Consider the following 23,885-nt stretch of genomic DNA (forward strand, 5'->3'; position numbering starts at 1 on the left):
AGGATGAAGGATACTGTTTTCCACAGTTAAACTTCCTGGCTCCTCCAGTTTTGAAGGAATCAAGTGGTGAGTGGCTAGAGTCTCAAAGGAATCTCCTGAATGATACGTTGGCAAACTTCAATGTAAGAGCAAGTGTTGTGAATGTAACGGAAGGACCGTCCGTAACCAGATTCGAAGTCCAGCCGGAGCCAGGGGTGAAAGTGAACAAAATCACGAACCTGGCTGATGATATTAAATTGAGTCTTGCAGCAAGAGATATCCGGATTGAGGCACCGATACCTGGAAAACACACGATTGGTATCGAGGTTCCGAATAAGCAAAGCCGGCCGGTAGCACTCAGTGAGATTATCTCAAGCAGTTCGTTCCAAGAAAGCTCATCGCCGTTAACTGCCGCACTGGGCCTTGATATTTCAGGTGAACCGATTGTAACAGATTTGAACAAAATGCCTCACGGACTGATTGCCGGTGCGACGGGATCAGGGAAAAGTGTCTGCATCAATTCAATCTTGATCAGTCTCTTATACAAAGCTTCTCCGCAGGATTTGAAGCTCCTGCTAATTGATCCAAAAATGGTGGAGCTGGCTCCATATAATCGTATGCCTCACCTCGTCAGTCCGGTCATCACAGATGTGAAAGCTGCGACAGCAGCATTGAAATGGGCGGTAGAGGAAATGGAAAGAAGATATGAGTTGTTTGCCCATACTGGTGTCCGTGACATTGGAAGGTACAACCTGAAAGCTGAGCGGAATGGAGAGAAAAGCCAGAAGCTGCCGTATCTTGTCATTGTTATTGATGAGCTGGCAGATCTGATGATGATGTCTCCTGCAGATGTTGAAGAAGCCATCTGCCGTATCGCCCAGAAGGCAAGAGCGTGCGGAATTCACTTGATTATTGCGACTCAGCGTCCATCGGTGGATGTCATCACTGGCTTGATTAAGGCAAATGTGCCAACAAGGGTTGCATTCTCTGTATCGTCAGGAGTGGATTCAAGAACCATAATCGATTCAAGCGGGGCAGAGAAACTCCTTGGGAAAGGAGATATGCTGTTCCTTGAAAATGGCTCGTCCAAGCCTGTCAGACTGCAAGGAACCTTTGTGTCGGACGATGAAATTGATGAGATTGTCAATCACGTCAGAGAGCAGGGAGAGCCGAATTATCTTTTCCAGCAGGATGAATTGCTGAAAAAGGCAGAGGTCAATGAACAAGAAGATGATCTGTTCGTTGAAGCCTGCGAGTTTGTGGTCGATCAAGGTGGAGCATCCACTTCCCTTATCCAGAGGCATTTCAGGGTCGGATACAACCGTGCGGCCAGACTGATTGACATGATGGAAAGCCACGGGATAGTCTCAGAAGCAAAAGGAAGCAAACCTAGAGACGTGTTAATTTCTTCTAGGGAGCTTGAAGAGCTGCAAGACACTAGTACAATCAATTAATAAGTGGTATTCTTAAGACGGACTAAATCACAAAAACAATACAAGTAACTATATAGCAAAAAAGTGAAGGATGTTCGTGAATCGTTCTTCACTTTTTTGTTTCGTCTTATATAATGCTGTTTTTCAATATCTGCTCTTCCAAAAGGTATAGGCTGATTTCCGCTGCAGGGAGGCATGACCCCGGGGCTGGGGGCCTCACCTGTCCTGCTAATCAGGCAAGGAGTCATACACTCTTCCACTTATTCCTTAATGGCAGCAGAACCTACTATTACTCAGAACACTCGCTTTGGAAAGACAGTCTTGTATTACTTAATTAACGACAATCAAATAAACGTGTACAGTTGATGGTAAGGAGCTTTTAGGATGAAAGAAATTCAATTGAAACTTCAGGGTAAATTGAAAAGGTTAACAAACGAGACATTCAAGTTCGATGAGAGGGTCAAAGAGGGATGGTTCTCTGCCGTATACTTTTTGAAAACGAGAGAAATTGCAAAAAAATATAAGCGGGATGCAATCATCACGATGCAGTTTTTCCAAAAGGAGCATGCCGTTCTTTGCGGGACGGATGAGGTCATTGCACTTCTTCATACATTCGCTGATAACCCCGAGGAACTCGAGATTCATTCTTTAAAAGACGGGGACAAAATCTCTCCTTTTGAGACAGTACTGACGGTCAAGGGGAGATACCAGGATTTCGGCTATCTTGAAGGGATCATCGATGGAATACTTGCCAGAAGGACCTCTGTCGCCACTAACGTTTATAAATTGATGAAGGCGGCTTCGCTTTCAGGTAAGCAAAAGCCGGTCATTTTTATGGGAGACCGCGATGATCATTACACCCAGCAGGCTGGGGACGGCTATGCAGCTTTCATTGGCGGCTCTACCGCACAAGCGACACATGCAATGAATGAATGGTGGGGCAAACAGGGAATGGGGACGATGCCGCATGCTCTTATCCAGCTATTCAATGGTGACATTGTAGAAGCGACCCGCGCATACAAGGAAACATTTCCTGAAGATGAGCTGATAGCTCTGGTTGATTACAATAATGATGTGATCTCTGATGCCTTGAAAGTGGCAAGGGAGTTCGGTGCCGAGTTGAAAGGGGTTCGAGTTGATACTTCACGTACCATGATTGACAAGTATTTTGTGAGGAACCAGCATGTCCTTGGAACATTTGATCCCAGGGGCGTCAATGCGGAACTGATTCGTGCGCTCCGTGATGAACTGGATGCAGAGGGCTTCAATCATGTGAAAATTGTAGTATCAGGCGGATTTACAGAAGAACGCATCAGCACTTTTGAAGAAAATAAAGTACCTGTGGATGTTTATGGAGTCGGAGGAAGCCTCTTGAAAGTCAATATCGGCTTCACAGGGGATAATGTCACCCTGGACGGGAAGCCTCAGGCCAAAGCCGGTAGAAAATTCAGATGGAATGAACGTCTGGAAAAAGTCGAATGGCAATAGGTGTGAATATAGGTGAAGAAACAAGAACCGCTGATCAATTTAGCATCTTATAAGCGGAAAAAACAGCAGCAGGCTGAAAAGCATACTGAGGACCTGTATGAGCAAAGTCTGCTGTTTTTGGAAAGGGAGACGAACATCCGGGAGAAGGTGAGGGCAAAGTTCGTGTTCTCTCAGAAATTCTCCCTTCCGCTTGAAGATGCCGATCCAGGATCTGAATTGGATATCCTTTTCAGGCAATGGCTTTTATTTGATTATAAAACGGCTGCAAATAAAACGGTTTTCCATCAATTTCTCAACGTCAAAGCGGAACATATGGCGGAAACCGACCGGATGCTCGGAGCCCTGTTTCTGACTGCCGCTTGGGAGCCGGTGGAAGTGCTGGGAATTGATTGCGATGAAAATTCATTAATTGTACAGAATATATTACATAAGCATAAAGAGATGGTTATGTGTCCATATCTTCAAGAAAACCACTGGGGGCCCGGGGATTTAGCGTTTATTAGAAAAATCCCTTTAGTTACAAAAGGGATGTTAATCGGGCCTCCTTTCAGGGTAAAGGATGGAGAAATATTCGGCGGCCTAATGGACGATTATGAAAACATGAGCAGGGACCATGGCATTACCTGGCGAAGTTATTTAAAGGAAAATGCTGCACGGTTCATTTCTCAGTCACTATAAAGTCATACTTGTCGTTCATAGCCACTGGCAGAAAAAGATGATATAATCTTTTCATTATTATACGGTCAATACTGAAGCTGGTTGTTGTTCATTAAGGGTTCCGTTTTTGGCAGGCCGCATACGGGGGCTGGCAAAAATGGATTAATGTCATATACTGCTTACAGATAGATGATTGTTGGAGGTTCTAATATGACAATATACCATTTCGTTGGAATAAAGGGATCTGGAATGAGCGCGCTGGCCCAGGTGCTTCACGATATGGAGTATGAAGTACAGGGCTCGGATGTAGAGAAGTACTTTTTTACACAGAAAGCTCTTGAAGATTCTCACATAAAAATCCTGCCTTTTCAAAAAGAAAATATCGGCGGGGATATGAGTGTAATTGCCGGGAATGCCTTTCCGGATACACATGAAGAAATCGAAGAAGCGAGAAGTCAGGGGCTGCCGGTCACCAGGTACCATAGCTTCCTAGGTGACTTCATGCAGGAATTCACCTCTGTTGCGGTCACTGGAGCGCACGGTAAGACTTCTACCACAGGACTTCTTTCACATGTCATCAGAGGGGCAAAGCCTACATCCTATCTGATTGGGGATGGCACGGGAAAAGGCGAAAAAGATGCGGAGTACTTTGTTTTCGAAGCTTGCGAGTACAGAAGGCACTTTTTGTCCTATCATCCTGACTATGCCATTATGACAAATATCGATTTCGATCACCCTGATTATTTCGCCAATGTGGATGATGTTTTTCAGGCTTTCCAAGAGATGGCGATGCAAGTCAAGAAGGGAATCATTGCCTGCGGTGATGATGAACACTTGCAAAAAATCCAGGCAAAAGTTCCTGTTCTTTTCTACGGTTTTGCCGAAGAAAATGATTTCCAGGCGAGAAACGTGAACAAAACACCTGAAGGAACAACGTTTGATGTGTTTGTGAGAAATGAATTTTTCGCAACTTTCTCTATCCCGGGTTATGGAGATCACAGTATCATGAATGCCCTGTCTGTCATTGCTCTATGTCATTATGAAGATATTGACACGGAAATCGTCAAGGAAAGATTGACTTCATTCCAAGGGGTTAAGAGAAGATTCTCTGAGAAGAAAATCGGGGAGCAGATCCTGATTGATGATTATGCTCATCACCCTACTGAAATCAAGGTGACGATTGAAGCAGCAAGGCAAAAGTTTCCTGACCGGGAAATCATCGCTGTATTCCAGCCGCATACATTCACCAGAACTCAAACATTCTTGAATGAATTTGCAGACAGCTTATCCGAAGCTGATCAGGTCTATCTGTGTGAAATTTTTGGTTCTGCACGCGAAAACCATGGGAAGCTTTCAATAGATGACCTAAAAGGCAAAATTGAAAATGCAAAAATCATCGACGAACACGACACGAAGCCATTGATGGCTCATGAAAAAGGTGTCCTGATCTTCATGGGGGCGGGCGACGTCCAGAAATTCCAGGACGCCTACGAAGAGACCCTCAGAAATCATGTAGAATAATAACAAATAAAAAAGCTGACAGCCTGAATAAAATGTACCCTATAGAGTAGACACTTAAAAAAGTCTACCTATAGGGTATTTTTTTGTATAATGACAAATAGACAACTAGTAGAAATCGGGGAAAACACCATGAGTAAAAAAACATTCACAGAGAAAGAAATCAAACAATTATCCATTAATCCTTTTGTGAAAGCTGTAAGTGCTAAGGGAATTACCTACACAGATGAATTTAAACGCCAATTTATCGCTGAGAAAGAGAAAGGCAAATTCTCTAGACAGATCTTTGAAGAGGCTGGATTTGATACAGATATAATTGGTATGGCACGTATTCATGCCGCTAGTAAGAGATGGAGTGCTGCTTATAAAAGAAACGGAGTTTTAGGGCTCAATGACACAAGGAAAGGCAATTCCGGGAGACCTAGAGAACGGGAGTTATCCCTTGAGGATAAGAATGCTCGACTAGAAGCTCAAATTAACCTCCTTAAGGCGGAAAATGAACTTCTAAAAAAGATTCGATTCGCGGAAAGGGGGCTAAAGAAGTAGTCCTCTCCCCAAGTCAAAAGTTCATTCTCATCCGTTCCGTAATAGAGAAATATAAGCTCAAAAAAATGGTGAGATTCCTTTGTGGGGTCGCAGGAGTTTCCAGAAGTGCTTATTATAAATACTACTCTCCCGAGTCCCAAGAGCGTAGAAAACAACGGGAAGCAAGGGATGAGGAACTGAAAGAAATCATCTTAAAAGCATTCCGTCATAAGAATCGCAAGAAAGGGGCGCGTCAAATCAAAATGACTTTGGCGGGTCAATTTAAGATTGTCTTTAACTTGAAAAGAATTCGAAGAATCATGAAGAAGTATAACATCGTTTGTCCCTTCCGGAGGGCGAATCCATATAGGCGTCTAATGAAGGCCACCCAGGAACATTCAGTGGTCCCTAACCTACTGGAGCGCCAATTCAATCAGGGTAAACCCGGGAAAGTGCTATTAACAGACATCACCTACTTGAGCTATGGAAAAAGTTCAAGAGCTTATTTATCTATGATATTGGATGGTTCCAGTGGTGAAGCTCTTGCTTACCATGTGTCTGACAGAATGACTATGGAATTAGCCACAGATACCATCAAAAAACTAAAGAAAAACAAAAGGTTTAAAAAACATAAAGACTCACTCATCCATTCAGATCAAGGGGTTCACTATACCCATCCCCAATTTCAGAAAATGGTTAAAAAACTTGGAATCCGCCAATCAATGTCCCGAAGGGGAAACTGTTGGGACAACGCTCCCATTGAATCGTTCTTTGGCCACCTGAAAGATGAAACCTCTATTAAAACCTGTCTGACATTAGAGGATGTACAAAAGGAAATCAAGCAATACATGAATTACTATAACCACCATAGATACCAATGGAATCGAAAAAAGATGACCCCTGTACAATACAGAGATCATCTTTTAAAAGTAGCTTAGGCTTTTTTAAAATGTCCTTTACAAAGGGTACACTTTAGAACGGGTTGTCAGCTTTTTTATTTTAGTGTTACTTTAGCCCTTTAAAGCACTAAGAGGGACAGTCCCTCTTAGTGCTTTAAAGGGCTGAAGAAATATATTTTAATAAAAGTGAAACCTTCCGCTGTTTAATTCGTCTTAGCAGTAAAAGGAACGAGGTGAACACCATTTGAATAATGGAGCAGATGTTGAACCTGAATACCCTGCCTGCAAAGAAGAATGGCTTGAGGGCCTCATGAATATGTACGGTGAAAACCTGACAAAGCTGGCCTATAACTATGTGAAGGACTGGAAACTTGCTGAAGATATCGTCCAGGATGTTTTCGTTACCTGCTATCATCATTTCGAAAAGATAGAAGAGATCAACTCTATCAAGTCGTGTATCTATAGAATTTCCATCAATAAATCAAAGGATGTTTTGAGAAGCTCTGCTTACCGGAAAACAATTGTCGGATCTAGCTTCTTCAGTCTTTTTAAAGCAAGCGAGCCATCCCCTGAAATGAGGATGATCAAACGAAGCGAAGAAGAGAGACTGTCCCTTAGTGTCCTTGATCTGCCAGTAAAATATCGTGAAATAATTATTCTTTATTACTATGAAGAGTTATCGGTTGAAAAAATCTGCGAAATTTTGAACATGAACCCTAATACTGTCAAAACCAGACTGAACAGAGGAAGGGCAAAACTGAAAAACTCAATGGAAAGGAGGGATTCTGAATGAACAGCAAGCTTGAAAACTTGAAGAAAGCGATGGATGCCACAACGCATAAGGGCCCCCACTTTACAGGAATTCAAAAACGAAATATCCAAGCAGCCATTCATTTAGAAAAAAAGGAAAACCAAAGGCCAAACCGGTTCATGATTTTTTCTTTATCAGCTGCGGCCATCACAATCATGATTATTTTATTTTCAACTCAGTTATTGCCGATGCCTGAAAATAATTCAGGTTCCTACCCTCTATCACTGGAATGGGAAGTTCGTGACGAATTTGTAGAAGATGGAGTTGAGAAATTCGGCGTTTTTCCCGAACCGCAACTGACTGCAGGACAGAACTCCGGGTATCTGTTCAGCTTCAGGGAGCCGTTCGATACCTATAAAGGGAAAGAATTATCGATAGATGCTTATAACAGAAAAACGGGAGAACGGATTAATGTCGTTCCTCCTGAAAAAATAACAGACCCATCACCCGGTTACTCATCCCTTCAGCGATTTACGGCGAGGTTTGAAATACCATATGCTGGCGTGTGGAGATACGAGGTTTTGCTGGATGGGCAATCCTATGGAGATGTGGTCCTAACAGTCGGTGATGAGGAGGGGATTATGTTACCTGTGGATATTCCCTCATTCGTCGAGCAACAAGACTTTGAAGCCATTGACTGGGAACGAAATGCTGTGAATTTCAGCGGGGGAATCTTCGGGAATGAAAATAAATCAGGTGTTATAGGGGCGGATATGCCGAGTCTGACACCCCAAAAATGGATGTGGCATCTTTGGGGAAATCAGTCAGCGAATTTAACGGTTGTCGCATTTCATAAGGTATCAAACACGGTACATCCTATCCTGGACAACGGCTGGAAGTGGACCGTGGAATTAGGCGGACCGGTTAATGGAGCGGATGCACATGTACCAACCTCGGTTACCCTCCCTGAACCAGGGCAGTGGGCTATGCTCCTTTATGATGGAGACGTGTTGTTTGATGTGCTGGTGTTTGATATTAAGGAATAGGTAATAGCTGCAAATAAGAGAGGAGTTTTTTATCCAATAGCGTGGACTAAGTACATGAGTTGCAAGAGAAGTGAAGGGATATGTATCAAGCGTGCATTAATTACATGGGAACTTGTACTAGAGTAAGAGATTTTTTCAGTTGGTAAACCCGGCAAAAAGAGACATGTAATAACAATAAGCTGAACGCCAATTCCCCCCACCGGCTCATAATGCAAGAAAGCACCCAGCCTCATAAAAAGGCAGGGTGCTTTTTAAAATTGCTTACTTCAAGTTCTCAGGATTAAGCTGTTCCAGTTCAGGAAGAGTGAAACGGCCGTCTTTGCGGATGAGTACGTCATCAAAGTAAATTTCTCCTCCGCCGTACTCCGGCCTTTGAATCGACACCATATCCCAGTGGATATTGGAGTGATTTCCATTGTAAGCCTGTTCATAGCATTCACCAGGAGTGAAGTGGAAGCTGCCATCGATTTTTTCATCAAACAGGATATCCTGCATTGGGTGAAGGATATAAGGATTCACCCCGATTGCGAATTCGCCGATATAACGAGCTCCTTCATCGGTATCAAATATCTTATTGATTCTTTTTGTATCGTTGGCTTCAGCGTCAACGATTTTACCATTCTCAAAAGTAAGCTTGACGTTTTCAAATGTAAAACCATGGTAAGGTGAAGGCGTGTTATAGGTAATAGTTCCGTTTACAGAATCTTTTACAGGAGCTGTATACACTTCACCATCTGGTATATTCAATCGGCCTGCACACTTAACGGCAGGAATATCTTTAATGGAGAACGTTAAATCTGTTCCTTCGCCCGTGATGCGCACCTTATCGGTCTTATTCATCAGATCAACCAGGCTGTCCATGGCTTTGTCCATTTTCGCGTAATCAAGGTTGCATACATTGAAATAAAAATCTTCAAATCCTTCTGTACTCATTTTGGCAAGCTGCGCCATGGAGGCATTCGGGTATCTCAAAACAACCCACTTTTTCTTAGGGACGCGAATTTCCCGGTGAACTTTTTTGCCGATCGTATTTCCTTGAATCTTCATTTTCTCATCCGGCACATCGGCATGCTCATTGATGTTGTCTCCGGATCGAAGGCCGATATAGGCATCCATCTTGTCCATCACGCTAGCTTCAAACTCAGCCATCATTTCATATTGTTCTTCTTGAGCGCCCATCAACAAAGAGCGGTCCACTGAATGATCTTTCAACGATACAAAAGGATAGCCCCCAGCCTCATATGCTTCTTTTACCAAAGCCGTTACAAGCTCACGCTGCAAGCCGAAGTTCTCGATTAAAACTTTTTCACCTTTTTGAAGCTGAACAGAATAACGAATTAAATTCCTGGCCAGTTTTTCAATACGCGGGTCTTTCATATATGTATTCCTCCTAGAGTATAATCCTTTGCCTAATAGCAAAGTTGAATTTTAAACCTAACCATATTGTAACCGAAAGTGCAATTCTTTTTATATAGAAAGATTGTCAGTTCTAATCAGGTTAGGGAAAAGTTGCGTAAACTGAGCCAGGCTCAAAAGGGTGGATCTGAGCCAGGCTCAAAAGGGTGGGTCTGAGCCAGGCTCAAAAGAGTGGATCTGAGCCAGGCTCAAAAAGGGGAATCTGAGCCAGGCTCAAAAGGGTAGATCTGAGCCAGTCTCAAAAGGAGTAATCTGAGCCAGGCTCAAAATAACTGGCACGGCCATTCACTAGAAAAAACAAAAGAGGGAAATAATAAACTGGAAAATCATGCAGGATATTCAGGCGCGGATGGAGAAACTAGTGTTTAAGGACATTTAGTGCCGGGTATAGAAATGTTATAAACAGGAGGTGCTGAAAAGATGGAAATCATTTTATATTTGAGTGTGGCAGTGATCGCCATTGCGTTTTTGGTTTTGGTTATCAGCCTGACAAAAACCCTTAAGTCGGTTCAAACGACTTTAGATAGTGTTTCCCATACTTTAGACGGTTTGGAAACACAATTACAGGGAGTGACAAAAGAATCTGCGGATCTCCTACATAAGACGAACAGGCTTGCAGAGGATATCCAGCAGAAGTCAGAGGAGTTGAACACGGTTGTCTATGCAGTGAAAGATGTGGGCAGTTCCATTCAGGGCCTGAATTCTTCTGTGAAAAAGGTGACAACATCCATTTCAACGAATCTTGAAAAGAACCAGGACAAGATTTCGCAATTTGTTCAGTGGGGAAAAGCAGCAATGGAGCTGCGTGATAAGTGGAAGACCAAAGAAAAGCCTTATCACGGAACACGAAATGCTTATGCAGCCGAAGAGGCGAAAGCTTCTGCAGAGATAGACAGACGAGAGAAAATGATTCGCAGGGCAAGACAAAACTAATTTAATATTCTAGGGGAGGATGTTACGATGACACAAGAACAAAATGAAGTAAACAAAAACCAGGTAAGCCATGGCCACCCAAATGGCGGCAGCAACACTACTCATGAAGGAAGCATCAATGCAAAGGATTTCTTGATTGGTTCTTTGATTGGCGGCATCGTAGGAGCTGCAACAGCTTTATTCCTGGCTCCGAAGTCCGGTAAAGAACTGCGTGATGAATTGAACACACATGCAGGTACACTGAAAGAGAAAAGCGGCCAGTGGAGAGAAATTGCGATGGAACGCGGTAATGAACTTGCTGCGGCCGCAAAAGAAAGAACTTCCGGCATTACTCAGACCGTTCAGGAACAGTCCAATAACTTGGTTAATAAAGTGAAAACAAGAAATAATAATGAGAACAGTGAAGTTAATGGCGAAGAGCAGCTTCCTGTTGAAACGGAGCAAAATGATGCTCAGGAGTTAAATCAAAGACTTGAAGAAACAAAGAAAGCTTTTGATGAGACAGAGCAGTCCATCCATCAATAAGGAATGACGGTGTAGCGGGAAACCGCCGCACCGTTTTTGCTGAAAGGCTCTTTTATTAAACTTTGTTAAATCTAATGTGAATTTTAAAAAAGAAATATCCTGGTAAGCAAGAAAGAAAAGAGCTACTCTTCTTGTTTAGAGAGAAGAAACCTTTTATCAGGGGAAAAATCCGGCACTTGGGGTTTTTTTCCGAAAGCAACAATTTATTCAACAACAGCATGCTGAAAGGAGCAAGAGCGTTGGAGAAAATACAAACTATTGAAGAATTCAACCAGCTTGTGGAGGGAAAAGATAGATTCTTTTTTCTGAAACACAGTTTAACCTGTCCAATTAGCGGCAGTGCTTTTGAGGAGTACCAAAAGTTTGCACAAGAAACGGAAGAGAAGGACGCCTATTATTTAGCGGTCCAGGAATCAAGGGATTTATCCAATCATATTGCGGAAACATTCGGGATTAAACATGAATCGCCGCAAGCCTTCTTGTTCAAAGAAGGAAAGCCGGTTTGGAATGAATCGCATTGGAGAATCACCAGCAAAGAATTGAAAAGCATATAACCTGAAAAGCCTGGAATACAACTATTCCAGGCTTTTATAATTATAAAATTCTCCTGCTCTTTTTCTTTAAGTGAGAGTATGCTTCTTCAGCAAAGTGAGCCTATCTGTTTTGTTTATACAGATAGCGGCCAGCGGATTTCGAGTTTATCTCCGGTCTGGATGGTTTCATAAAATGTAGTCTCTTCTCCATTTTTCAAAAGAAGGAACTTTCCTTGTGCATTGGAAGGCATATTAATTTCGACATGCCTGAATAGGTCTTGGAAAATAAATGATCCTGCTTCTTTGGAAATCGCAGTCAGTTTATCACCCGAATGAACGGGGCTGTTTTCATCCAGCTTTTCTCCGTTACGAAATACCTCTGTAACTTGTTTTGAAAGTTCAAGTTCTTCATCATTAAAAAATATTTGAATTTTATCACTCAATTTCATTTGTTTCTTATCCATAATCATCTTGAGAGTGGGGGCCTCTGTTTTTTTTATATCGATTACGTCTCCATTCTTAATAACAGTAGAGAGCTTTGTCTCTCTTCCATTGACCGTGACCCGGCCGGAGAAGGCAGGAATGAATGTCTCTTTCTCATTGATGGTCACGTGGAATGTCCGTAAATATTGAAGCAAGTTTTCATGCCCGGTACGTCTCAAGGCGGACTCCAAGGAAGGCAGCGGTTCAACCTCAATCATGTCTCTGTCCTGAACAATGGTTTCCATTAGTGATGTCTTGCCGTTCACCATTACATTCATTACGAATGAATAGTTTTTTCCATTTATGGTGAGGGCCACTTCAGGCTGGGATTCAATTAGATCAGAGATCATAATGCTCGGGTCTTCTCCATTTTCGCCTCTCATAACGGTTATTTTATCTCCATTTTGAATCGGCTGGTCTATCCCGCTCTTTTGTCCATTTTTTAAAATGGTCGGGGCCTTGCCATGCTTTCCAGGAAGGGTGATGGACTGGCCGTTTACAGAAACAATCATGGCCATCCCCGGTTTGCCGTATAGTTTGTTCATTTTCAGACCGGCTGCAAGCAGGCAATCTCCTATGGTCAGCTCTTTCACTTCAAATAAGCGGACAGGTTGTTCATTTACGTAGGCTGTAACATATTGGACAGGCGCTTTCTTTGCTGCAATGGCAATGCCGATAGGGGTCACGAGCTCAGGTCCCTTTGATACTTGGTGGATGATCTTTAAATCCTGAATGGCATCAATGCCGCGAACGGCTACCCGGTTAACCGGCAATTGCAGTGCAGAGGATAGTCTTTCAGGCAATTCAGGTGTCAGGCTACCGCCGCCGACCAGCATCACTGCTTTAGGGGACTTACCATTATTGAGCCGCAGAATTTCAGTCTTTATTTCCTCAGCCAGATGATCGATGGCTGGAGAGATTTTCTCAACGGTCTCTTCCCGGGAAATCTCAGTTTCGAAACCGAGAATATCAGACACCGTAATGGTATCATGATGGATAAGTTCCCTTTTTGCTTTTTCTGCAAGCGGAAAATCAAGGAGTAGTGCATCGCTGATGGCCTCTGTTATTTCGTCTCCTGCCGTCGGGACCATTCCAAAAGCAATGATGGTTCCCATGTCCGTTAAAGCTATGTCGGAAGTACCGGCGCCTATATCAACCAATGCCACATTCAGCCTCCGCATGGAAGCGGGAATCAAGACATTTATAGCTGCAATCGGCTCGAGCGTCAATGCTTCCATTTCCAATCCGGCCCTGTTCAATGCTGCAAGAAGAGACTCTACGACAACTTTGGGCAGGAATGTGGAGATGATTTCTACCGTTGCTTCATCTCCTTGTTGATCGACAAGGCTGCCGATCTCTTCTCCATCCAGTTTATAGTAAAGAACAGAATATCCCACACAATAATAATGATAGGTTTGATCTGCATTTTGTGCAGCGAGTGCTTGAGCCTGCTGAACAGCACTGAGTTCGAGATGAAGGACGTCTTCCTTGGTCAGGAGAGGCTTACCCGAAATGGGGATAGAGGCACTAGCGAATTCTGTTTTCAAAGCTCTTCCTGCTGCAGCAACACATACCTTTTGGAGCGGCCCATGCTTTTTTTCCATTTCAGCTTTTATAGAGGTAATGACCGCTGCTACTGCTGGAACATCATGGATCTGACCATCGAGCATTGCCCGTTCTTTATGCTCCAGTGAGAGAATATCTATGACCTCATATTGTTTCTCTTCATTTTCTATCAGGATAATCCCCACCACAGATCTAGTACCAATATCCAGGGCAAAAATCTTCGTTTTCTCCATCACTTTACACACCCACTTTTATCTATTTCACTAATCAAAGCTTTCTTCGTGTAGCTTGTTGCTCCGTTCCCTCGGTACTGATAAAAAATGCAAAATTACTTAGCTTAAAATCTTCTATAAATACAACGATTTTAACGATAATAGCGCTTAATAACTATTCGGAAACCACTCCAGACACTTTAATACGTGAATGCGTTGAAAGGATAAAGTGTTTTCCGTGACTTTTATTGTACATTCTATTATAATAAATCCTATTATAAAAAATGTATCATACTTTTATAGAAAAAAGTTAGCAGTGTTGGTTTTTCGATAGAAAAGGATGCAACGAGAGAGGATGGTTGGTTATGAGCAATAAGGAACTTGAACAGCTGAGAAGTCAAGTTGACGAGGTGAATCTGAAACTGTTGGAAAGTATCAATGAGCGTGCCCGCCTAGTTCAGGAAATCGGCAGAGTGAAAGAAAAGCAAGGCTCGAACCGCTTTGATCCTGTAAGGGAAAGAGACATGCTTAACAATATTATTGACAATAATGACGGTCCTTTTGACAACACCACGATTGAACATATCTTTAAAGAGATCTTCAAAGCAGGACTTGATCTGCTTCATGACAGCCATCGAAAAGAACTGCTGGTTTCAAGAAAGAAAAAACCGACTGATACGATTGTAAAAGTAAACGATGAAGCAATCGGTGACGGTAATCCACATTTTATCTTCGGTCCTTGTGCAGTGGAATCCTATGAGCAGGTTTCTGAAGTTGCCCGTGCAATCAGAGGGAAAGGGCTGAACCTTATCCGCGGTGGAGCATTCAAGCCCCGTACATCTCCATATGATTTTCAGGGATTAGGCCTTGAAGGGTTAAAAATATTGAGAAAAGCTGCAGATGAATACAATCTTGCAGTCGTCAGTGAAATAGTGAATCCGGCAGACATTGAGCCGGCATCTGAGTATGTTGATGTGATTCAAATCGGCGCCCGGAACATGCAAAACTTCGAATTATTGAAAGCTGCAGGGTCAGCAAGAAAACCTGTACTTCTGAAGCGGGGGCTTTCTGCAACTCTTGAAGAATTCATGAATGCCGCTGAATATATCATTTCGCAAGGAAATGGTGATATTATCCTTTGTGAAAGAGGTATCCGCACGTATGAACGTGCTACAAGGAATACTCTCGATATTTCTGCAGTGCCGATTTTGAAAAAAGAAACCCATCTTCCTGTATTTGTCGACGTGACGCACTCTACTGGCAGACGCGATCTACTGCTTCCTGCAGCAAAAGCAGCACTGGCAATCGGCGCTGACGGAGTGATGGCAGAGGTTCATCCTGATCCAGCTGTGGCCTTGTCTGACGCTGCTCAGCAAATGGATCTGGAACAGTTTGATCACTTCTTTTCCGAATTAACTGGAGGCAAATAAGTTAATCCTTACTGGTCATCTATTCGATGGCCATTTTTTATTGAAATGTTATTTTCACAAAGCTTTATTGTGGGTAGGGTATAAATGTAGATTCATTGCAGTCGAGACCCCACTCGAGTATGATATATCTATATTTCATACAATGGACATGAAAAGATTTTCATTATATTTTTTAAAGATGGTACATTAGTGTAAAATAAGGACAATCAGCAATACGAAATTGAAGGAGTGGATTCCATGAATGTAACGATATATGATGTAGCCAGGGAAGCGAATGTTTCCATGGCGACGGTTTCCCGGGTTGTGAACGGAAATCCGAATGTCAAACCAGCAACAAGGAAAAAGGTAGTCGAAGTCATCGACAGACTTGGTTATCGACCAAATGCAGTAGCAAGGGGTCTTGCTAGTAAAAAAACGACGACTGTAGGGGTTATCATCCCGGATATCTCCAATATCTTCTTTGCAGAACTGGCCAGAGGAATTGAAGATATCGCGACGATGTATAAATATAACATCATTCTCAGCAACTCCGACCAGAACACAGAAAAAGAACTGCATCTTCTGAACACTATGCTTGGCAAACAGGTAGATGGAATCGTCTTCATGGGCGGAAACATTACTGAAGAACATGTGCGGGAATTCGAACTGTCACCGGTACCGATCGTATTGGCAGGTACGGTGGAAGACTCTAAAAAAGTACCTTCCGTCAATATTGATTATCAAGCAGCTGCTTATGACGCAGTGAAAGAACTGATTGGCAAAGGCCATAAAAGAATTGCCTATGTGAGCGGACCTTTCCATGATAAAGTCAACAATGAAGCCAAACTTCCCGGCTATAAACAAGCATTGGAGGAAGCGGGAATCGAGTTCAGTGAAGAACTTGTAATCGAAGGAGATTACACGTATGATTCCGGCCTTGAAGCTTGGCAGAGACTGCAAGAATTGAATGATAAGCCGACTGCCGTATTTGTCGGAAACGACGAGATGGCTTTGGGAGTCGTTCATGGCGCTCAGGATGCAGGTGTGAACATCCCGGAAGAAGCAGAAGTCATCAGTTTTGATAACACAAGACTGGCGCTTATGGTTCGTCCGCAATTGACTTCAATCGTGCAGCCTTTATATGATATCGGTGCTGTAGCGATGCGCCTGCTGACGAAATTCATGAACAAAGAACAAGTAGACGAGCAAATTGTAGTTCTTCCGCATAGAATTGAAGAGAGAGATTCTACAAAATAAAATTGATTTGAAAAAGGGTCCGGTCCTCGGATCCTTTTTTCTATATAACCGAGTCTAAAAGATTTTAGAACACAGGGCGTTATTTGTTTTTTCCTATGTTAACTTGAGAGAAAAACCACGATAATTATATGAGTAAACACTCTTAAAAACTCACCTTTTAAAATGGAATTGGGTTAAAGGGGCTCTGTCCAAATAAAAGTGATGCTTATAGAATGAGGATAGGCATTTTTTTGTTAAAATTATCCTTGAGTAAGTTAATGTGTTTTGAAATAATTGGTATTACGTTGACGGGCGGAATTGCTCAATAATTAGTCATTATTTTGGAGGGACAAATGAAAAACAAAATTTGTAGTTATGTTGCAATGTTAATTTCTGTTCTTTTACTGAGTGCTTGTGGTGATAAATCAGAAGTGGATAATGTACCGGCAATATACGAGTTTAAGGAACCTAATGATTTTCCATTTGAAATAACAGAGGTATCTACTGAGATTGACTTGGAAGTTCCAAACCACTTACACCAGTTTATCTTTTACTATTCAAATGAAGATACATCACAACAACTTAAATATATTGTAAGTAAAGTATTAGAAGAGCCAGAGGACAATAAAGCAACCAAAGATCTCGGAACCGAATATACACTTGAAAACGGGTTACCAGCTTATTATGACGAAAGGCCAGGAAAGCAGTCATTATGGTGGGAAAATGCAGATGGGTTTCTGGCTCGTTATGTGTATTTTGCAAACGACAATACAAGTGAATTTGGCGATAATAAGTTGGAAGTGGAAGATTTATTAGATTTAGCTAATCAAGTGCAGTAGGGTTTTTCTTAGTTATTTATGAGTAGGCTATTTGATTAAAATAAGTTATAGGGAAGTTAACTTGACTAGGAGCCAAAAATCCTAAATGGTATGTTGAATGTATTTTAGTGAGATGACCTTTGGGGTTGGATGTGGAGGAGAATAAATGAAACCATTACAAGGAAAGATTGCTGTTGTTACAGGTGCATCTCGAGGAGCAGGCAGGGGAATTGCTTTCGAACTAGGCAGTGCAGGAGCAACGGTGTATGTGACAGGTCGGAGTGTAAAGGGAGCAACAACCGATAATCGACCAGAAACTATTGAGGAAACGGCTACTGGTGTTACTTCACGCGGTGGGAAAGGAATAGCAATTCGATGTAATCATACAAACAACAACGATGTGAGAGAACTGTTTGATCAAATAGAAAGGGAATACGGTCGGATTGATATTCTAGTCAATAGTGTATTTGGAGGTTCTGAAAGGGAGAAGGACGGCTTTTTTGGCAGCGGCCACTGGAGCATTGGGATGCTATGATGGTTGCTGGACCGCAGGCTTACTTGCTGACTACTCGCTATGCTGCACCCCTGATGATTAAGCACCGTAAAGGTTTGATTGTAAATCTCACTTTTTTTATAAAGGAGAGAATAGCAGGTAATTTATATTACGATTTAGCCATGAATGCTATCAATCGAATGACACTCGGAATGGCAAAGGAATTGAAGGAGTTTAACGTTTCAGCGGTTGCTGTTTGCCCAGGTTGGATGCGAACAGAAAGAGTTACAGATTCCGGTTTTAGACCAGAGGATGGAACAACGGAAACAACTGCATATGTAGGTCGTGCTGTTGTGTCATTGGCATCAGATTCCCAGGTATCTAAAATTTCTGGTGAAGCAATTCTGGTGGCTGAGCTAGCAAGAAAATATGCCTTTACAGATGTTGATGGAACTAAACCTTTGCCGTTTGAGGGATAACCGGCTTCAGGTCATCAGGGAGGTTGATTAAGGGCTACAGTTTAATCTCCCTGCTTGGTCTTTATCTGGTACTGGTCTAAGGCTTAATCGATACTTCATAAAGGAACAGTTTAGTTTAATAAGGAGTTGTTTATTATTAGTGCAATCATAAGTATCATTCTATATTTAGTAGTTCTTTTGGGTGTTTCAATATTATTGTTTATTTCGTTAGTTTCAATTTGGAGTACATCTGAACCTGTCATTGCGTACTTATTGTCGTTAATTAGTACTCATCTGATATTAAGTACATTCGGGGAGATGGGTAGAAAGGAGAAGTAATAGGGTTATTGACCAGGTCAATCATCAGCTTTTTCTTTAACTCACAGGATTGTTGAGGAAGTTTGTGGAGTTTTTGTTATTTTTGTAAGTTCAATATATTAATAGGGGGGAGACATATTGGATATTGGAGCTTGCTTGCAACTTTTTGAATCAATAGATGCTTTGTTAATAATCGGTCTTATTATCTCTGTATTGGTTAATATGTATCAATATTTTCAGTTGAAACGATACCAAATGAATGATAGTTCCTATAAAGCAAAATGGCAGGAAGTGATGGGTCTAGATAAACCATTAAATGTTTTATTATGGTTAGTGCTAACCTTGTGGATTGTGATTGGCGTACCGATGGCTTTATATAACTTATTCAATTAGAGTGCTTTTACTGAAAAACAGTATGGATAAAGAGAGAAGGTTATTGAACAATTACTTTTACTTAACATAGGACATCCTTGAATACCTATTAAACTTTTCCTTATCAGAAAATGAGAGGGCAGAACCGTTAACGATACAAAAATATCAGAATTCAAGAAAGGACGTTAAGTTAATGATTAAACCACGTGCCTTACAAAAGGGTGATCGGGTAGCCATTATTGCACCGGCAGGACCACCAGACAAAGAGCAGCTGATGCAGGGAAAACGTGTACTTGAAGGAATGGGGCTTGATGTCGTCCTTGGAAATCACGTGTTCGATTTGGAGGAGAATCTTGTTGCTTTGGATCAAAAGCGGGTTGCTGATTTGCATGAGGCCTTTTTCGATCCTTCTATCGACGGGATTTTTTGTGCTAATGGAGGGTTCGGGACAGCTAGAATCGCACCATTGATCGATTACGTAATGATTCAGGGAAACCCTAAGATATTCTGGGGTTACAGCGATATTACGTACCTGCTAAATGCAATTCATAATTTTAGCAGCTTGGTTACTTTCCATGGACCGATGGTGGCATCCGATTTGAATGACGAAGATAGAACAACAGAGACAGAATCCTCATTTAAATCTTTATTCACTGGAGAATCTTTGACTTATGATTCTAGTGTTTCGCCCCTCGAGACTCTGGTTTCCGGCACAGGAGAAGGACGTTTGGTGGGAGGGAATCTAACTTTGCTCACCAATGGATTGGGCACGCCTTATCAAGTGAAAACGGACGAGGCGATCCTACTAATCGAGGAAGTTGAAGAACCTGCGTTTAAAATTAACTTGATGTTAACTCACCTCCAACAAGCAGGGGTCTTCGATGCTCTTCAAGGTGTCGTCATTGGTAATTTTCAAGCGGAACCAGATGAATATGAAAGAATAAAAAAAATGTTTAGGGTTTTCTTCGCTGGTGCGTCGTTCCCTGTTGTTGAGAATTTTCACATCGGTCATTGCCAACCTAATTATGGAGTGCCGCTGGGCGTAAACGCCAAACTCACAACGTCGCCGGCTCGATTGATGATTGATTCAGGTGTGAGCCTTAAGTGAGTATTAGGTTCAGTTTTGAACGTCGGTATTTTTTAAGGTATGGGCTATAGTTAAATTAGCATATAGCCCTTGGCTATTGATAAGGCAGCATTTACCTTATAACATATTCGTCATCAAATTTTTTATAGTGAGTTCAACAGCTATAGAAACAATGAAATTCTTCCAAATATAAAAAAAGATCAGCAGCACCAGCCACTGACCATCCTTTCTATCCCCTTCAACCATTATTCATAAAATTCTGTTTATCTAAATAATTCAAAACGGTCTGTGAGAATTCATGATGAGACTCCTTAGTATACTTGGCAATGGTATAGATTTGAGCAAGATTCTTTAACCCTAACTGTTCTGTCATTTCCTTTAGTTTAGGGTTTTCCATGTATCGGTTCCAGCCATTTTTATCTCTATCCCTGTATATGTCCAGTATATCTTCATCCGAGTAGTCATGATACTGCTCGTAGTGTACAAGTCCTTGTTTGGGCAGCCGGTCACGCGGTGCAGGGTTCTCAGCAGGATATCCCAAAGAATAACCGACAACCGGGACGACATTTGGCGGTAAGTTCAACAGTTCGCCAATTCTATCGCAATTGGCAAGAGTTGAGCCCATATAACATATGCCAAGGCCGGCATTTTCTGCTGCTAAGGCACAGTTTTGGGATGCCAAAGTCGCATCGATGGCACCTATCATAAAACTCATAAAGTTATCGAAATGGACAGGTGCTTCCTTGAGGTCAAGCCATTTTCTCATTCGATTGAAGTCGGCACAAAATGTTAAGAGAACCGGTGCATCCACCACCATTGACTGTTCCATATGTGCGTCATATAATTTTCCCTTAATTTCTTTGTCTCTTGTGACAATGATCGAATAAGATTGCATATTGCCGCTTGAAGAAGCTCGAATTCCTGCATTTAATATTTGATCGAGCAGTTCTTGGCTTACTTCCCTGTCCTCATATTCTCTTATGGATCTGTGTCCGTGAATAACGTCATTTAATTCCATAGTAACACTCCTTCTGCTATCTGCTGGACTATGTAGGTTCTTTATTCTTATTCGACTAACGATGTGTGCCTCCCTCTTTTTTCTTCATTTCCTTTGCAATGGAACTTTCTTTCATAAGGGTCATTCAGTGCATCATAACTATAAAGGAGTTAACTGTCAGCTGATAAAAATTTGACTGGGGGAAATCTTATGCTGAAACGCAAGACGAGGGAGCTATTAGATTCACTAGATAAACCTTCGAAGTCTGATCTTAAAGATGTCCTATTAAACTTGGAGATTACGAAGCAAGAAGTAGAAGGTTCCCTGGAGAGCGCAGGTGGGAAGCCCTATTACAGGAAGCTTCTATATCAAACCGAAGAAGTCGAATTACTGGTCATGAACTGGTCACAGCTTGAATGTGCCCCTCATGATCACGGGGAGTCACAGGGGTGGATACAAGTACTGGCCGGAACTTCCGTTAATGCCGTGTTTGAAATTGATGAAAAGGGCTGGCCATCAGAATTGTTTGAAGAGCAGCATCAACAAGGCAAATGTTTCTATGCACCTAAAAGAGGGGTCCATAAAATGAGTGCGGGCGGAGGAAAGGACTTGGTCACTCTTCATCTTTATTCGCCTCCCATCAGCGGGATGAAGGTATATGACCTGGAGAAGTGTGCGGCTTGTATCGTATCCGATGACTGCGGGGCCTGGTGGCCGGAGGAGCAGAGGCAGAAAGTGAAGGAAATTCAGTTAGAAAAAAGGATTAAGTGAATACAATGAAGACGACCCCTCTAAATCGATGAGTCGTCTTCATGCTCTGGAAATTATGCAGTGGTTACTGCTTCAAGGACCTCGAAAGGATCCGAGGGGACAGTGCACTGTCTGTTAGGGTACTACTGAGCTTTATTATCCCCCTGCTGCTGTCTTAGTTGATAAAGGGCTTTTTCGACAGTCTGGGAGTTTTTCTCTGTGATTTCCCGTTTTCGCGGAATTTCCGGATAGATTCCAGAAGGATCATCCCAACTTACAGGAAGAGCAACGGGAGCTTTTTTCTCCCACCGTTCAGTCCAGGGTTTCGGAAAAGGAGGGAGCTTCTTATGCAGGCCAGACATTTCCATCCACAGAAGGCTCCATGCACGGGGCACTACACGCCAGATATCATAACCGCCCCCACCGACAGCAATCCACCTTCCATCACAATACTGATGGGCAAGTTCATGGGTGATCCTTGGAATCTCCTGATAAATTTTCATGGTAGATGACAGGTGAGTGAGCGGATCATAATAGTGCGCATCCGTCCCGTTTTGGGAAAGGATCACATCAGGTTTGAAAAACTCGATGACTTCTCTGATTGAAGTTTCGTAAGCGTGCAGCCACGATTCATCTTCTGTGAAGGCATCCAACGGAATATTGAAGGAATAACCATAGCCTTTACCATGGCCCCGCTCATTAATGTTGCCTGTCCCAGGAAACAGGTAGCGGCCGGTTTCATGAATGGAAAGGGTACAGACATCCGGATCATCATAGAAAGACCATTGGACACCGTCCCCGTGATGGGCATCCGTATCTACATACAATACCCTGGCACCATACTTCTCCTGCATATACTTAATGGCAACCGAGCTGTCATTATAAATGCAGAATCCAGAGGCTTTCCCTTTAAATCCGTGATGCAGACCGCCTCCAAAATGGGCAGCGTGCTTTGAGGCTCCTCCCATTACACAATCCACAGCTGTCAGCGTTCCACCTACCATGAGGGCACTGGCTTCATGCATTCCTTTGAAAATAGGGGTATCCTCTGTGCCGATCCCATAACTTTCGGCCTTGTCCTGTGGGAGGGTGCCGCTGCCCGCAGACTTGACAGCGCTTACGAAAGCAGGATCATGAATCAAATGAAGCTCCTCATCAGTGGCCAGTCTGGGTTCTACAATATCATCTTTATTCAATGCGCCGGCTTCTTCAAGCAAATCAATGGTCAGCTTGAGCCTGAATTGATTGAATGGATGGTTGTCGGAAAAACGATAGTCTAACAGCTTGTCAGAATAGACAAATACAGCTTCCTTTGTCATGATGACATACCGGGCATGTTTGGCCAGGGAACCTCATACCCTTCTTTCTTTAAATCTTCAATGACGGCCATCGGATTGATAGTTCTTACTCTGAAGACGAGGATTTTATACTTTTCATCATTACGGTCAGGGTACACCAGCACACTATGTATGTTGGCGTTGTGTTTGCGAATGATGCCGGCCACTTCATATAATACACCCGAGCGGTTTTCCACCTTCACTTCAATTTGCGAACCAGGCTGATGTGCCCCTGTCAATTGGATCAAGGTATAAAGAAGATCCGTCTCTGTAATGATTCCAACAAGTTTATTTTCCTTGACGATCGGCAGGCACCCAATATGATGTTCGTAAAACAGGGCAGCCGCTTCTTCGACAAAATCGAGTGGGTGGCCTGTGATGACATTTGTCTTCATGATCAGCTTCAAAGGGTTTTGTAGTTCTTCCGCGGCCTTATCTTTTTGAAAAATAGATGGAGTACCGTCTTTGACATCCCTATCACTGACGATGCCGATCACGGCCATGTGGTCATCGACAATGGGAATGTGCCTGATTTTCTTGTCCCTTAATGTTTTGATTGCCTGTTCTATCGTATCGTCTGCTCTTAGTGTCTCTACTTCTGTTTTCATGATTTCTTCTACTATCATGTTCCCATCCCCTTTGAGAG

At 42.5% G+C, this 23,885-nt stretch carries 23 protein-coding genes; 18 read left to right on the forward strand and 5 right to left on the reverse strand.

The window, feature by feature from the left end:
- The 7 genes from BSG1_RS06180 to BSG1_RS06215 all read left to right on the forward strand — a co-directional run.
- On the forward strand, positions 1–1,433 hold a 1,433-nt coding region (locus tag BSG1_RS06180; RefSeq protein ID WP_006836090.1), incomplete at its 5' end, for a DNA translocase FtsK.
- A gap of 363 nt (positions 1,434–1,796) precedes the next feature.
- A complete protein-coding gene (locus BSG1_RS06185) occupies positions 1,797–2,900 on the forward strand; it encodes a nicotinate phosphoribosyltransferase (protein WP_006836091.1) in 1,104 nt (367 codons plus the stop codon).
- Between the two features lie 12 nt (positions 2,901–2,912).
- Positions 2,913–3,578, forward strand: a complete 666-nt coding sequence (locus BSG1_RS06190; RefSeq protein ID WP_006836092.1) for a hypothetical protein — start codon at positions 2,913–2,915, stop codon at positions 3,576–3,578.
- A gap of 189 nt (positions 3,579–3,767) precedes the next feature.
- A complete protein-coding gene (gene murC / locus BSG1_RS06195) occupies positions 3,768–5,078 on the forward strand; it encodes a UDP-N-acetylmuramate--L-alanine ligase (RefSeq protein ID WP_044022506.1) in 1,311 nt (436 codons plus the stop codon).
- Positions 5,079–5,168: 90 nt separating this feature from the next.
- A protein-coding gene (locus BSG1_RS20190) for an IS3-like element ISBsp2 family transposase (protein WP_156791420.1) occupies positions 5,169–6,538 on the forward strand; the annotation gives its coding sequence in 2 pieces (ribosomal slippage) (positions 5,169–5,580 and positions 5,580–6,538; 1,371 coding nt in all).
- 205 nt (positions 6,539–6,743) lie between these two features.
- Positions 6,744–7,292, forward strand: coding sequence for a sigma-70 family RNA polymerase sigma factor (locus BSG1_RS06210; protein ID WP_006836096.1), 549 nt, complete (start codon positions 6,744–6,746; stop codon positions 7,290–7,292).
- Positions 7,289–8,296 (forward strand): hypothetical protein, encoded by a 1,008-nt coding sequence (locus BSG1_RS06215; protein ID WP_006836097.1) that lies wholly within the window; start codon positions 7,289–7,291, stop codon positions 8,294–8,296. Before BSG1_RS06210 ends, BSG1_RS06215 begins: the two co-directional genes overlap by 4 nt.
- Before the next feature lie 261 nt (positions 8,297–8,557).
- Here BSG1_RS06215 and BSG1_RS06220 read toward each other — a convergent pair whose 3' ends face one another.
- Positions 8,558–9,673, reverse strand: a complete 1,116-nt coding sequence (locus BSG1_RS06220; RefSeq protein ID WP_006836098.1) for an aminopeptidase — start codon at positions 9,671–9,673, stop codon at positions 8,558–8,560.
- A gap of 459 nt (positions 9,674–10,132) precedes the next feature.
- Between BSG1_RS06220 and BSG1_RS06225 the strand changes: the two genes are divergently transcribed.
- The 3 genes from BSG1_RS06225 (at position 10,133) to ytxJ (ending at position 11,724) form a co-directional block, all read left to right on the forward strand.
- Positions 10,133–10,645 carry a DUF948 domain-containing protein gene (locus BSG1_RS06225; protein WP_006836099.1) on the forward strand — a complete coding sequence of 171 codons (513 nt, stop codon included), beginning with the start codon at positions 10,133–10,135 and terminating at the stop codon, positions 10,643–10,645.
- A gap of 27 nt (positions 10,646–10,672) precedes the next feature.
- Entirely contained in the window at positions 10,673–11,170 is a 498-nt protein-coding gene (locus BSG1_RS06230; protein WP_006836100.1) for a YtxH domain-containing protein, read from the forward strand.
- Between the two features lie 239 nt (positions 11,171–11,409).
- A complete protein-coding gene (ytxJ, locus tag BSG1_RS06235; RefSeq protein WP_232214202.1) occupies positions 11,410–11,724 on the forward strand; it encodes a bacillithiol system redox-active protein YtxJ in 315 nt (104 codons plus the stop codon).
- A gap of 113 nt (positions 11,725–11,837) precedes the next feature.
- Here ytxJ and BSG1_RS06240 read toward each other — a convergent pair whose 3' ends face one another.
- Positions 11,838–13,985 carry a cell division protein FtsA gene (locus BSG1_RS06240; RefSeq protein WP_006836102.1) on the reverse strand — a complete coding sequence of 716 codons (2,148 nt, stop codon included), beginning with the start codon at positions 13,983–13,985 and terminating at the stop codon, positions 11,838–11,840.
- 344 nt (positions 13,986–14,329) lie between these two features.
- On the opposite strand from BSG1_RS06240, the gene BSG1_RS06245 reads away from it, so the two are divergent.
- The 7 genes from BSG1_RS06245 (at position 14,330) to BSG1_RS06270 (ending at position 20,176) form a co-directional block, all read left to right on the forward strand.
- Positions 14,330–15,394, forward strand: coding sequence for a bifunctional 3-deoxy-7-phosphoheptulonate synthase/chorismate mutase (locus tag BSG1_RS06245; RefSeq protein WP_006836103.1), 1,065 nt, complete (start codon positions 14,330–14,332; stop codon positions 15,392–15,394).
- Between the two features lie 237 nt (positions 15,395–15,631).
- Positions 15,632–16,630: a catabolite control protein A gene (ccpA, locus tag BSG1_RS06250; protein ID WP_006836104.1), complete on the forward strand. Its 999-nt coding sequence runs from the start codon at positions 15,632–15,634 to the stop codon at positions 16,628–16,630.
- 332 nt (positions 16,631–16,962) lie between these two features.
- Positions 16,963–17,448, forward strand: coding sequence for a hypothetical protein (locus BSG1_RS06255; RefSeq protein WP_044022509.1), 486 nt, complete (start codon positions 16,963–16,965; stop codon positions 17,446–17,448).
- Between the two features lie 145 nt (positions 17,449–17,593).
- A complete protein-coding gene (locus BSG1_RS21720) occupies positions 17,594–17,962 on the forward strand; it encodes an SDR family NAD(P)-dependent oxidoreductase (protein ID WP_006836106.1) in 369 nt (122 codons plus the stop codon).
- A complete protein-coding gene (locus tag BSG1_RS21725) occupies positions 17,962–18,399 on the forward strand; it encodes an SDR family oxidoreductase (protein ID WP_198008201.1) in 438 nt (145 codons plus the stop codon). Before BSG1_RS21720 ends, BSG1_RS21725 begins: the two co-directional genes overlap by 1 nt.
- Positions 18,400–18,834: 435 nt before the next feature.
- On the forward strand, positions 18,835–19,089 hold the full coding sequence (locus tag BSG1_RS06265; protein ID WP_006836108.1) for a hypothetical protein: 255 nt from the start codon (positions 18,835–18,837) through the stop codon (positions 19,087–19,089).
- Between the two features lie 172 nt (positions 19,090–19,261).
- Entirely contained in the window at positions 19,262–20,176 is a 915-nt protein-coding gene (locus BSG1_RS06270; protein ID WP_006836109.1) for a S66 peptidase family protein, read from the forward strand.
- Between the two features lie 217 nt (positions 20,177–20,393).
- Here BSG1_RS06270 and BSG1_RS06275 read toward each other — a convergent pair whose 3' ends face one another.
- On the reverse strand, positions 20,394–21,173 hold the full coding sequence (locus BSG1_RS06275; protein ID WP_006836111.1) for a nitroreductase family protein: 780 nt from the start codon (positions 21,171–21,173) through the stop codon (positions 20,394–20,396).
- A 189-nt stretch (positions 21,174–21,362) separates the two neighbouring features.
- Here BSG1_RS06275 and BSG1_RS06280 point away from each other — a divergent pair, with 189 nt between their 5' ends.
- Positions 21,363–21,923, forward strand: a complete 561-nt coding sequence (locus tag BSG1_RS06280) for a cysteine dioxygenase (RefSeq protein ID WP_006836113.1) — start codon at positions 21,363–21,365, stop codon at positions 21,921–21,923.
- A 122-nt stretch (positions 21,924–22,045) separates the two neighbouring features.
- Here the strand turns inward: BSG1_RS06280 and BSG1_RS06285 are convergent, their stop codons facing one another.
- Both BSG1_RS06285 and BSG1_RS06290 read right to left on the reverse strand, forming a co-directional pair.
- Entirely contained in the window at positions 22,046–23,221 is a 1,176-nt protein-coding gene (locus BSG1_RS06285; RefSeq protein ID WP_006836114.1) for an acetoin utilization protein AcuC, read from the reverse strand.
- Positions 23,218–23,865, reverse strand: coding sequence for an acetoin utilization AcuB family protein (locus BSG1_RS06290; protein WP_006836115.1), 648 nt, complete (start codon positions 23,863–23,865; stop codon positions 23,218–23,220). Before BSG1_RS06290 ends, BSG1_RS06285 begins: the two co-directional genes overlap by 4 nt.
- Positions 23,866–23,885 lie beyond the last annotated feature (20 nt).

Origin of the sequence: Bacillus sp. SG-1 (assembly GCF_000181495.1) — a bacterium.
Classification (GTDB): Bacteria; Bacillota; Bacilli; order Bacillales; family Bacillaceae_B; genus Rossellomorea.

Excerpts from the sequence above, each read along its gene's own strand:
- BSG1_RS06225 (WP_006836099.1), top strand. The coding sequence starts at position 10,133 with ATGGAAATCATTTTATATTTGAGTGTGGCAGTGATCGCCATTGCGTTT.
- BSG1_RS06290 (WP_006836115.1), bottom strand. The coding sequence starts at position 23,865 with ATGATAGTAGAAGAAATCATGAAAACAGAAGTAGAGACACTAAGAGCA.
- murC (WP_044022506.1), top strand. The coding sequence starts at position 3,768 with ATGACAATATACCATTTCGTTGGAATAAAGGGATCTGGAATGAGCGCG.
- BSG1_RS21720 (WP_006836106.1), top strand. The coding sequence starts at position 17,594 with ATGAAACCATTACAAGGAAAGATTGCTGTTGTTACAGGTGCATCTCGA.
- BSG1_RS06230 (WP_006836100.1), top strand. The coding sequence starts at position 10,673 with ATGACACAAGAACAAAATGAAGTAAACAAAAACCAGGTAAGCCATGGC.
- BSG1_RS06240 (WP_006836102.1), bottom strand. The coding sequence starts at position 13,985 with ATGGAGAAAACGAAGATTTTTGCCCTGGATATTGGTACTAGATCTGTG.
- BSG1_RS06220 (WP_006836098.1), bottom strand. The coding sequence starts at position 9,673 with ATGAAAGACCCGCGTATTGAAAAACTGGCCAGGAATTTAATTCGTTAT.
- BSG1_RS06270 (WP_006836109.1), top strand. The coding sequence starts at position 19,262 with ATGATTAAACCACGTGCCTTACAAAAGGGTGATCGGGTAGCCATTATT.
- BSG1_RS21725 (WP_198008201.1), top strand. The coding sequence starts at position 17,962 with ATGGTTGCTGGACCGCAGGCTTACTTGCTGACTACTCGCTATGCTGCA.
- ccpA (WP_006836104.1), top strand. The coding sequence starts at position 15,632 with ATGAATGTAACGATATATGATGTAGCCAGGGAAGCGAATGTTTCCATG.
- BSG1_RS06185 (WP_006836091.1), top strand. The coding sequence starts at position 1,797 with ATGAAAGAAATTCAATTGAAACTTCAGGGTAAATTGAAAAGGTTAACA.
- BSG1_RS06285 (WP_006836114.1), bottom strand. The coding sequence starts at position 23,221 with ATGACAAAGGAAGCTGTATTTGTCTATTCTGACAAGCTGTTAGACTAT.
- BSG1_RS06245 (WP_006836103.1), top strand. The coding sequence starts at position 14,330 with ATGAGCAATAAGGAACTTGAACAGCTGAGAAGTCAAGTTGACGAGGTG.
- BSG1_RS06280 (WP_006836113.1), top strand. The coding sequence starts at position 21,363 with ATGCTGAAACGCAAGACGAGGGAGCTATTAGATTCACTAGATAAACCT.
- BSG1_RS06275 (WP_006836111.1), bottom strand. The coding sequence starts at position 21,173 with ATGGAATTAAATGACGTTATTCACGGACACAGATCCATAAGAGAATAT.
- BSG1_RS06215 (WP_006836097.1), top strand. The coding sequence starts at position 7,289 with ATGAACAGCAAGCTTGAAAACTTGAAGAAAGCGATGGATGCCACAACG.
- BSG1_RS06255 (WP_044022509.1), top strand. The coding sequence starts at position 16,963 with ATGAAAAACAAAATTTGTAGTTATGTTGCAATGTTAATTTCTGTTCTT.